This is a genomic window from Anaerovibrio lipolyticus (genome assembly GCF_021531495.1).
GTDB lineage: Bacteria > Bacillota > Negativicutes > Selenomonadales > Selenomonadaceae > Anaerovibrio.
Genome location: NZ_JADYTY010000045.1, coordinates 1 through 10,350, shown reverse-complemented (window position 1 = coordinate 10,350; position 10,350 = coordinate 1). Strand labels below are relative to the sequence as shown.

The window sequence follows — 10,350 nt, the reverse complement described above, 5'->3', positions numbered from 1 at the left end:
AGAAAATCAAATCCCCGCACCATATTCTCCTTAGTATTAGAACTTAAAGGCTATATTGGCCATAATATCATTACTATGCTGATTGCTATTAGCACTATAACGATAGCTCAAGCCCCATTCCCAGGAATCACTTTCCTGCTTTACACCCAGGCTGCCCACAAAGGCAGAACCATAGGAGGCATCATAAGCAAATACATCCTCTGCATCTATGCCGCATGCCTGTACTCTCATATCGGCAGAACGCCCACCGAAAACAGGTACATAGGCAAGATCTGCATAGAAACTGGTTGTCTGTTCAGGACTCTTGCTTTCATAAATATACCCTACACCAAATGGCAAGCTAAAGAGGTCCTTGCCTTCTGGATGGTATCTGAAAGCCTCAGAACCCTTCCAATAACCTGAATATCTAGGCGTACCAACATGGCTATAACGCAGGCCAATATGAGGTACAATAGCACCATACCCATCATTGCCCTGTGGCAGTCTAAATTCATTGGTAATACCCATAGTAAAGACGTCTGTCTTTGGTTTAGCATGGAAGATGCCATTAACATCATGCTCTGTGTGATAATAACCCACATCAAAAAGCATATTGTTATCACCTGTATTCAGACTTCCATACCAGCTTACGCCCTTGGTATTGAAGTCATCATTTTCCCAGGCACCATCATTTGAGCCTTTGCCATAACTAAAGGCAAAGCCATGATGGAAGGAATCAACAGCTGGCAGATCGTAGCCTACGGTAACACCATTGAAGCTGCTATCATAACCGGTAGACATACCGCCAATATCCAAACTATCTACAGAACCATTTCTGTGACCGTATTTAATCCATGCCTGATCGGACTTGACATCAGCACCATTAAAGAAGGACAGATGCCCCTGTGCCTGCTGAGCAAAATCCAAGCTGTGCTCTACAGCAGCCGCTGTTGCACCAACTGTTTCTGCTGGCTGAGCAGCTACATTAATCAATGCTGTAGACATACTGTCAGAATACAGACCATTGGTTGCCTGAGCAATGAACTCAGAGGCAGGACTCTTGGCCTTTTCTGCTGCGCTAAAGGTCATCTTATCTACAATATTAGGTAGGACGGCTCCTGGCAGAGCTTCCTGCAATTTCTTGCGGGAGGCAGTTATGGTGCTATCAGTATTATGGGTAGCACTAAACAATTTTCCTGTGATGATATTTGCATCTTCCTTGTACCAGCCATTAGCTAATGTTGTATCAAATTTAGTAGCTATGGTATAAGTACCACCAGTGGAAACATTATCCAGATACAGCTTGGCACTATCAGCAACCTTCAATTTAGCTCCAGCTCCAACTCCAGCTCCAGTCAAAGCTGCAGTACCAGAAAGGGTAGAAGCATCCACCATCAGCAGGGAATTATCTGCAAATTCTGCTATATTAGCCACAGCAGAATTGGTGGCAATATCCGTTGCTGTGCCGTCTACCTTGATACCACCAGCAGCATCTACTGTTACCGGTTTAGCCAGATACATGGCAGCCGAGATATCATTCTGGCCCCACTTCAAGCCTGTACCGCCAAAGGCGGCAATAGCCTTTGAACTGTCTGCCGTACCAAGGCTGGCCAAGGAATTGCGTCCTACAGTCAAAAGATAGTCAACATTGTTGGAGGACTCCAAAGCAAACTGAGAGGCATCACTAATCGTAGCGCCATCCTTCCAAACAGGATCCAGGAAAACCTTGGTGCCTGTCAAGGCAGCTGTATTAGATCCGCCAATAAGCATCTTACCAGCCGAAGCATTATTACCAATCAGAATGGTTGAACCATTATCACCAGTAATATTGGTATTGTGAACAGTACCGTTTACCTGCATGGTTGCCCCTGTCAGCTTAATACCACCTTCGGTAGTGAGAGCTGAGCCACTGCCAACATTTATCTTAGTGCCAGTTTGAGCATCAATTTTTCCTACGGTAAGCTGACCAGCTTCAACAGATATTTCAGAATCTGCAGTCAGGGTTACATCACCTGTCAGACGGTTCTGTACATCAAATCTGCCCAAGGTCAGCTTACTGCCGCCCTGTACCTGTACATCTACACTCTTGGCAGGCTTCTCATTATCTACTGTAATCAGTTCCCTGTTATTGGCATTACTGCCCAGATACAGATTTCTACTATCCTTAACTGTAATGCTATTGGCACTGCCATCTGCAGTGCTAGCCATATTAAGATATGTAGCATTAAGCTTATTTACAGCAGAGTCGCCACCATTTCCCAAGGTAATTTTAGACTTATCAGTTGTAACACCAACAGCATAATTATCATGCTGTACATCATCCAGCTTTATTACTGGTGCAGCCTTGGTAGCAGTATCCTTAACTACAACCTCAGTGGAGCCATTATCAGCTTCCTTAATCAGCTTGTTGGCCTGAGTCAAATATGCATCATTGTAGGATTCATCATCCAGCAGCAATTTACCAGCCTTGAAATTGATGGCGTCATTGGCATCCTGACGTACCCCATTTGGATTGGTGTTAGTTCCATCCAATCCCATACCTTTTTGGAAAATCTGAGCAGAATTTGCTTCCAAAGTTCCCTTTTCCGTCAGGATAATATAATTATTACCAGATATGGTTTGTCCCTTCGAATCTTGCCAATCTTCGGTATTAAACTTGGTATTACCCTCCAGCTTGAGAATAGCATGGGCAGGAATGTAAACACCAGCATCATTGGGATTAGAATGTTGTTCTTCCGTCTCTCCAATTTTGATTTTTCCATCCTCAGCATATCCATCAGGCAGATACCATTGACCGCCATAGAGATTCTCCGCCTTCACCTTGGTGGTTCCGTTGATAAATACGATATCACCAGATTCAGCCTTGAACTGAACATTGGTCATATCGGCAGATTTATCGGCATTGTCCTTGATATTCTCAGGATGATCATAATCAACATTACCATAAGCAATGCCTATATAACCACCTTCATAATGAGGACCAATGGGATCGGTTTCACCATAGCCATAGGTTGGTCTCAGAGTCATAGGCTGAATAACGCTCTTATCCTTTACGGAAAGCACTACAGTACCTTCTCCAGAAGCACGCAACTCTTGATACTGGGAATTGCTGTCAAGAACAATTGTCTTTAATTCATCTGACTTAGCTTCAACAATTTCTCCAGCCGCTCTAGAGGATTCCGCAGCTTCTTTAGCCAATACAGCCTGATAGGCAGGATATCTTTGAGCTAAATCTGCTTTATACTCATTGAGCGTTTGAGCATGTGCCACATTAGGCATAGGCAAAACCGACAGTCCAGCCGAAAGTCCTAGCAGTACCGAACTGACAAGAAATCTTTGTCTGTCGTTTTTCTTCACTCTCTTATCTTCCTTTCCATAAGTTATTCACAAAATAGCTTCGTGTACCACTATTATAGTACATCTGCCCCCCCTAGCAAGACAGTGGTGGAAAATATTTTATTCCCACTCATACTGACATAACTAAAATGGCATAAATTCGCAATTCTAGGATTGATACCCATTTTTTACATCTTCTTCATCTCCAATATAAACTACAATACAATATCAATTTAACTCTATTATATCGTAATAAAAAAAAGCAAGGTCAAATCTACATCGCGATGTCGATTTGACCTTGAATAATCTCTCAACTTTCTAATGAGAAGATATGGATACTTTAACTGCCGTATGAGTTACTTCTCTTACTTATTTTGGGGAAATAGCAGCTTTATGAATTCACCATAATTCTTCTCGATTTCCTTGACGGTTACGGCTACCAGACTATATAGAAGCGGACAGGATATATTGTCCTTTTCATAGGGAATACATACATCCAAAATCACTGACAAATCTGGCGTTAGATAGTATTTGAATAATTTGCTTTTATTATTCAATCTCATAATCAGATTAAAGATTTCATAATAATTATCATCCGTAATAGCATGCACGGCAATATTAACTCTTATCATGGCATAAATTGTGTCATCAATAATTACACCCAGAGGAATAGACTGGCCATACAGAATTACAGATGTACGGAAAATCACACTATCGTGTTCATCATGCAGTTCCTCGAATTTAAAGCTATCTACATTATTTTCTTTGAGATATGTTCAAATTTACTTGCTTCACTATTCATATACTCGATTCCTTTCAAAAAAAGAGTGCGGAGAAAATCAAATCCCCGCACCATATTCTCCTTAGTATTAGAACTTAAAGGCTATATTGGCCATAATATCATTATGGGAATTGCTGTCAAGAGCAATTGTCTTGAATTCATCTGAAGTACATCTGCCCCCTAGCAAGACAGTCGTGGAAAATATTCCTATTATTTTAGGATTTACGGATAAATTCGCTGACTCTGGTTGCAACCTGCAAAGGGCTTAAACGGCCGGTATCCACATACAAATCGGCGTTTTTGTACATTTCCTGCCGCTCCTCCAAAAGAGAGGCAATAGCCGCTCTCCGATTGCCACCTAGCTGAGCCGCCCTAGCATCCAACACGGGACGTCTTCCCTGTCTGGAGGTTCTCTCTACTAGAGTGTCTATATCTGCCTGAAGACAGATAATTTTCCCATTTTTTCTCAGGCAGGCAGTATTTTCAGGATTTTTCACAGTGCCGCCGCCAGTAGAAATTACCACATTCTTCTGGTGAGCCCAATAAGCTACCATTTCCTTTTCCTTCTGACGGAACCAGTCCTCACCATGTACCTTAAACATGGTAGGAATAGGCATTTTGTATTTTGTTTCAATTTCCTTGTCCAAGTCCACCAGACGATACCCCAGTTGTTGAGCAATAGCTCGGCCACAACTGGATTTGCCTGTACCCATGAAACCAATCAAAACCACATTTTTCATGCTATTACCCCTGAACTCTGGCTCTGTAGCTTTCCATATTGGCCAACAAATCACACATGGCATCGCCGCCAAATTTGTCCAGCACAGCCTGAGCCATAACAATAGCCGTCATGGCTTCTCCCACCACAGAGGCTGCAGAAACAGCACAGACATCGCTGCGCTCCTTGCAGGCCAACACTTCCTTGTCCTGAGCAATATCTACAGAATGGAGAGGCTTCATCAAAGTCGGAATAGGCTTCATGCAGGCTCTTACCACAATTTCCTCTCCGTTGGTCATGCCGCCCTCCAAACCGCCTGCGCGATTGGTTTTGCGATAAACATGTCCTTCCTGAGACAGGAACATTTCGTCATGAATCTCACTGCCTGGCAGCTCTCCACATTGGAAGCCAGCACCGATTTCCACGCCCTTGATAGCCTGAATTGCCATCATGGCAGCAGCCAGCTTGCCATCCAAACGCTGATCCCACTGAATATGACTGCCTAATCCCAAAGGTGCGCCACGGACAATAACCTCAAAAACACCTCCAAGGGTATCTCCCTGAGCCATAGCCTCCTGAATCCTCTGCTTCATAGCTTCCTCAGCTACAGCATCATAGCAATTCAGTTCAGAGCTGCCACTGCCGATTTCCTCTCTATTAATGCGAGCTTCATCTACAGCTACACCGCCGATTTTTACCACATGGCTGACTACCTGAATACCACAGGCCGCCAGGAATTCCTTACACAAACCACCTACTGCTACTCTGGCAGCAGTTTCTCTGGCACTAGCCCGCTCCAGAATATCTCTGGCATCATCCCGATTGTATTTCAAAACGCCAGTAAGATCTGCATGACCTGGACGGACAGCCGTTACCTTGTCTCCATATTCAGAGCCAAAAACACTCATCCGATCTGTCCAGTTCTGCCAGTCCTTGTTGACAATCCGCAAAGTGATGGGATCTCCCATAGTTTCGCCAAAACGAATTCCACTGGTAACCTCAGCCTTGTCAGTTTCAATCTTCATGCGGCCACCTCGGCCATAGCCCTGCTGCCGCCGAGCCAAATCACCATTAATAGCCTCAATATCTACAGACAAACCTGCAGGAATCCCCTCTACAATGGCAGTAAGACACTGCCCGTGAGACTCACCTGCTGTCAAAAAACGCAAACCAGACATACACACACCTCTTACTCAGATTCTATTTTTTCTCCAATTCGCCCTGTTCCGGCAATCTGAGAAAATACCTTGCTAACAAATTTCCTTGCCCAGATTCAGCAAGGTTACATGCTTGTTCAGCAACTCAATAATAGTACCACGATTGGCTACCAGATAGTCCAACCGCTTCATTTCCTTCTGAGCTGCCAAATATTTAGACAAATATCGTACTGACTGATGAATCAACGCCATGCCTATAATATCTCCAGGAAATCTATCAGGCTCAGTAACCTGCTTCAATCTGAGGCGCTGGTCATCTGACCGCATGGTGTTAAACATATCATCCAAATATTTCAGGAATCTTTCTGTAAGGGCAGTGCGGAAATCGCCTTTTTCCCCAGCCGGTACATCCTGCACAGCCAATTCCTCTACAGCACGATTGAAAAAAATCAAGCTTTTATTCAGCGGAAAGGTAGTAAATGGATAGTCATGCTCCTGACTATAGCGCTTGCAACGACTAACAGTCTGCTGAATTGCCACCTCCAGCATATCATCCAGCTCTTTTTCCATTTCGGTGAGTAGCAAATCTGCCTTGCGAACTTCACTAGGCCAGCCTGCAACAATAAAATCCCATTCCTGGCGTTTGTCTAACACACTCTCCTCTTCAGACATAGCAACTCTCCTTCTCATACATTATTTTCTACCTGTCCCCTGGCGGACTCCAACCGCCTATTAACACCCATGCCTAGGCACAGGTGTAAACAGGTAATTATTAGCAAACTTTTTACGTAACCTCTAGTTTACTATATTAATTGTGGATTGTAAATACTATATACTTAATCCAGTTTCTGAGCCAAAAGCTGGTTGACCATCTGAGGGTTAGCCTTACCCTTGGACTGCTTCATAACCTGACCAACCAGGGAGCCAATAGCCTTCTTCTTACCGCCCTTGTACTCCTCAACAGCCTTTGGATTATCGGCAATAACCTTGTCCACAATAGCCTCAATAGCCTTGGTATCAGTAATCTGTACCAAGCCCTTATCCTTAACAATCTTTTCAGGACTGTCAGGGCACTTCCACATTTCTTCAAATACCTTCTTGGCAATCTTGGAGGAAATAGTCCCCTTGGAAATCAGACCTATCATTTCGCCCAAACGCTGAGCCTCTACAGGAGATTCCTCAATACCAATCCCCTCAGCATTGAGATTCTTGGACAGATCACCCATAATCCAGTTAGCAGCCAGCTTGGCATCAGCCCCAGCAGCTACTACAGCATCAAAATACTCTGCCATCTGACGAGAGCTGGTAATAATACCTGCGTCATAGCTGGAAAGACCATATTCAGATTCCAAGCGGGCCTGACGAGCATCAGGCAGCTCTGGCAGACTCTCCCGGAACTTCTCAATTTCCTCATCTGAAGTAATAATAGGCACCAAGTCAGGCTCCGGCATATAGCGATAGTCATGGGCATTTTCCTTGCTGCGCATGGAAAGAGTTACACCACGATCAGGATCCCAGGTACGGGTTTCCTGAATAATATGGCCCCCATCCTCCAGAACTTCTTCCTGACGCTCAATCTCATACTCCAAAGCTTCCTCAACAGCCTTAAAGGAGTTAATATTCTTCATCTCTGTACGAGTGCCCAATACATCAGAGCCTTTTGGACGGAGAGAAACATTCAAATCTGCACGGAGATTGCCTTCCTCCATTTTGCAGTTGGAAACATCAATATACTGGAGAATAGACTTTACCTTCTCCATATAAAGACGAGCTTCCTCTGGAGTGGACATATCAGGCTCAGAAACAATCTCAATCAAAGGTACACCAGTACGATTGTAATCCACATTAGAGGTTTCAGAATCCTTAATGGTGTTACCGGAGTGAACCAGCTTGCCTGCATCCTCCTCCATATGAATGCGGGTAATGCGAATCCGCTTCTTGCCCTTAGAGGTTTCAATATCTACATAACCATGCTCGCAGATTGGCAAATCATACTGGGAAGTCTGCCAATTCTTTGGCAAATCTGGATAATAGTAGTTTTTACGGTCAAATTTGGAAAAATTATTGATTTTGCAATTCAGGGCCAAACCAGCCTTGATAGCAAATTCCAATACTCTTTTATTCAAAACTGGCAATACACCAGGCAGGCCCAAACATACAGGGCATACATGGGTATTGTGCTCTGCACCAAAGGAGGTGGCGCAACCACAGAATATCTTAGTTTTTGTTTTTAGCTCGCTGTGTATTTCAAGTCCAATGACTGCTTCGTAGCTCATACTTATTTACCTCCCAACTGAGCTCTGTCCTCATGGTAGGACTGGCTCTGCTCATATGTATAGGCAACTCTCAGGATAGTTTCCTCATCCAATGCCTTGCCGATAATCTGCATACCAATAGGCATCTTATCCTTGTTGTAACCACAAGGAACGCTGATACCAGGCAAGCCGGCCAGGTTAAGAGGTACAGTGCAGGCATCCTGCAAATACATTTCCAATGGGTTAGCAATCTTTTCCCCAATCTTATAGGCAACAGAAGGAGCAGCAGGACAGATAATAACATCCACATCCTTGAAAGCCTTATCATAATCTTCCTTCACCAGACGGCGTACCTTCAATGCCTTCAGATAATAAGCATCATAATAACCAGCACTAAGGGCATAGTTACCAATCATAATGCGTCGCTTTACCTCCTCGCCCAGATACTGGGTACGAGTCTTGGTCATCATCTCCACCAAATCAGACGCATCCTCAGCCCGCTCACCATAGCTTACGCCATCATAACGAGCCAGATTAGTAGCAGCCTCAGCTGGTGCAATTAAATAATAGGTAGAAATAGCATAATCGGTATTTGGCAGGGAAATCTCCACTACCTCTGCCCCCAGCTTTTCCAGTTCCTTAACACCATTCTTTACCGCTGCTTCTACCTCTGGATCCATACCTTTGACAAAGTATTCCTTTGGCAAACCGATTTTCAGGCCCTTAACATCCTGAACCAAAGCCTTGGTAAAATCAGGCACCTGAACATCCAAGCTGGTGGAATCCATTTCATCACGGCCAGCAATAATATTAAGAATATGAGCGCAGTCAGTTACGTCCTTGGTAATAGGCCCAATCTGATCCAAGGAGGAAGCATAGGCCACCAGACCATAGCGGGAAACACGGCCATAGGTTGGCTTCATGCCTACCACACCGCAGAAAGAAGCTGGCTGACGAATAGATCCGCCAGTATCAGAGCCCAAAGCCCATACAGCAGTACCGGCTGCTACAGCTGCTGCGCTGCCGCCAGAGGAACCACCAGGCACGCAATCAGTATTCCAAGGATTGCAGGTTGGATGGTAAGCAGAGTTCTCAGTGGAACCCCCCATAGCAAATTCATCCAAATTGGTCTTACCCAAAACTACAGGATTCTGAGCCTCCAGCTTCTGCATAACAGTAGCATCATATGGTGGCACGAATTTCTGAAGAATCTTAGATGCACAGGTAGTCTTAATGCCCTTGGTGCAGATATTATCCTTGATAGCCCCTGGAATACCCTCCAAGAAAGCAATCTCCTCACCCTTGGCGATTTTCTCATCTACAGCCTTAGCCTGAGCCAAAGCCTCCTCACGGGTAATAGTCAGATATGCCTGCACATCACCCTCTACCTCGTCAATTCTAGCCAATACAGCCTGAGTCAGCTCCAGAGAGGTAATTTCTTTATTTACCAGCATGTCATGGAGGACATGGGCAGGTTGTTCAAACAATTTCACAGTTGTCCCTCCTAATTAATCTTCCAAAACCTTTGGCACACGGAAATAGCCATCGTCCTTCAAAGGAGCATTGGACAAAGCCAGCTCCCGGCTAAGGGATTCCTTGACTACATCCTCACGGAATACATTGCTTACAGGCAATACATGAGCCATTGGCTGAATATCATCAGTAGGAACAGCGCTGAGATTATCTACATACTCCAGCACATCGCTAAGCTGTTGGGTATAAAGCTCTTCCTTGTCAGCAGGTATTGACAAACGAGACAATACTGCTACATTTTCCATATCTTTTTTGGTAACTTTCACTTTTCTCACCATCCAAATCACGAATCTTGTTAATATCAAAGGGCATAATACACCATCTTCAATAAAACACCTTAATATTATACACTATCTTAACCAATCACGCTAGCCATAGAACAGAGTTATTTGCTATTTTCAGTTCTCCTGCCAAAATAACTCCCTCATTCGCTAAGCAGCCAACCGAGAATTTTTTACACTAAAATGCTAACTTACATTCCTAAAATTAACAATACCTATATCTATAATTTCTGATTTGTAGAGCCAAAGACTTATTTGCATAACGGCATACATATACTCTTTACTGAGGCATGGCATATACCCTTACAGG

The 10,350-nt window shown here is 44.0% G+C and carries 8 protein-coding genes; all 8 read right to left on the bottom strand.

Features of this window, described 5'->3' with window-relative positions:
* Nucleotides 1-36: 36 nt before the first annotated feature.
* A complete protein-coding gene (locus I6E26_RS11335; RefSeq protein WP_235321805.1) occupies nt 37-3,336 on the bottom strand; it encodes an autotransporter domain-containing protein in 3,300 nt (1,099 codons plus the stop codon).
* A 344-nt stretch (nt 3,337-3,680) separates the two neighbouring features.
* Nucleotides 3,681-4,025 carry a hypothetical protein gene (locus I6E26_RS10435; protein ID WP_235321804.1) on the bottom strand — a complete coding sequence of 115 codons (345 nt, stop codon included), beginning with the start codon at nt 4,023-4,025 and terminating at the stop codon, nt 3,681-3,683.
* Between the two features lie 286 nt (nt 4,026-4,311).
* Nucleotides 4,312-4,836, bottom strand: coding sequence for a shikimate kinase (locus I6E26_RS10430; protein WP_235321803.1), 525 nt, complete (start codon nt 4,834-4,836; stop codon nt 4,312-4,314).
* A 4-nt stretch (nt 4,837-4,840) separates the two neighbouring features.
* Nucleotides 4,841-5,992, bottom strand: a complete 1,152-nt coding sequence (gene aroC, locus I6E26_RS10425; RefSeq protein WP_328228061.1) for a chorismate synthase — start codon at nt 5,990-5,992, stop codon at nt 4,841-4,843.
* Between the two features lie 72 nt (nt 5,993-6,064).
* Nucleotides 6,065-6,643, bottom strand: coding sequence for a hypothetical protein (locus I6E26_RS10420; RefSeq protein ID WP_235321802.1), 579 nt, complete (start codon nt 6,641-6,643; stop codon nt 6,065-6,067).
* A 164-nt stretch (nt 6,644-6,807) separates the two neighbouring features.
* Nucleotides 6,808-8,247: an Asp-tRNA(Asn)/Glu-tRNA(Gln) amidotransferase subunit GatB gene (gene gatB / locus I6E26_RS10415; RefSeq protein WP_235321801.1), complete on the bottom strand. Its 1,440-nt coding sequence runs from the start codon at nt 8,245-8,247 to the stop codon at nt 6,808-6,810.
* A 2-nt stretch (nt 8,248-8,249) separates the two neighbouring features.
* Nucleotides 8,250-9,719 (bottom strand): Asp-tRNA(Asn)/Glu-tRNA(Gln) amidotransferase subunit GatA, encoded by a 1,470-nt coding sequence (gene gatA / locus I6E26_RS10410; protein ID WP_235321800.1) that lies wholly within the window; start codon nt 9,717-9,719, stop codon nt 8,250-8,252.
* 15 nt (nt 9,720-9,734) lie between these two features.
* Nucleotides 9,735-10,025, bottom strand: a complete 291-nt coding sequence (gatC, locus tag I6E26_RS10405; RefSeq protein WP_235321799.1) for an Asp-tRNA(Asn)/Glu-tRNA(Gln) amidotransferase subunit GatC — start codon at nt 10,023-10,025, stop codon at nt 9,735-9,737.
* Nucleotides 10,026-10,350: the final 325 nt, after the last annotated feature.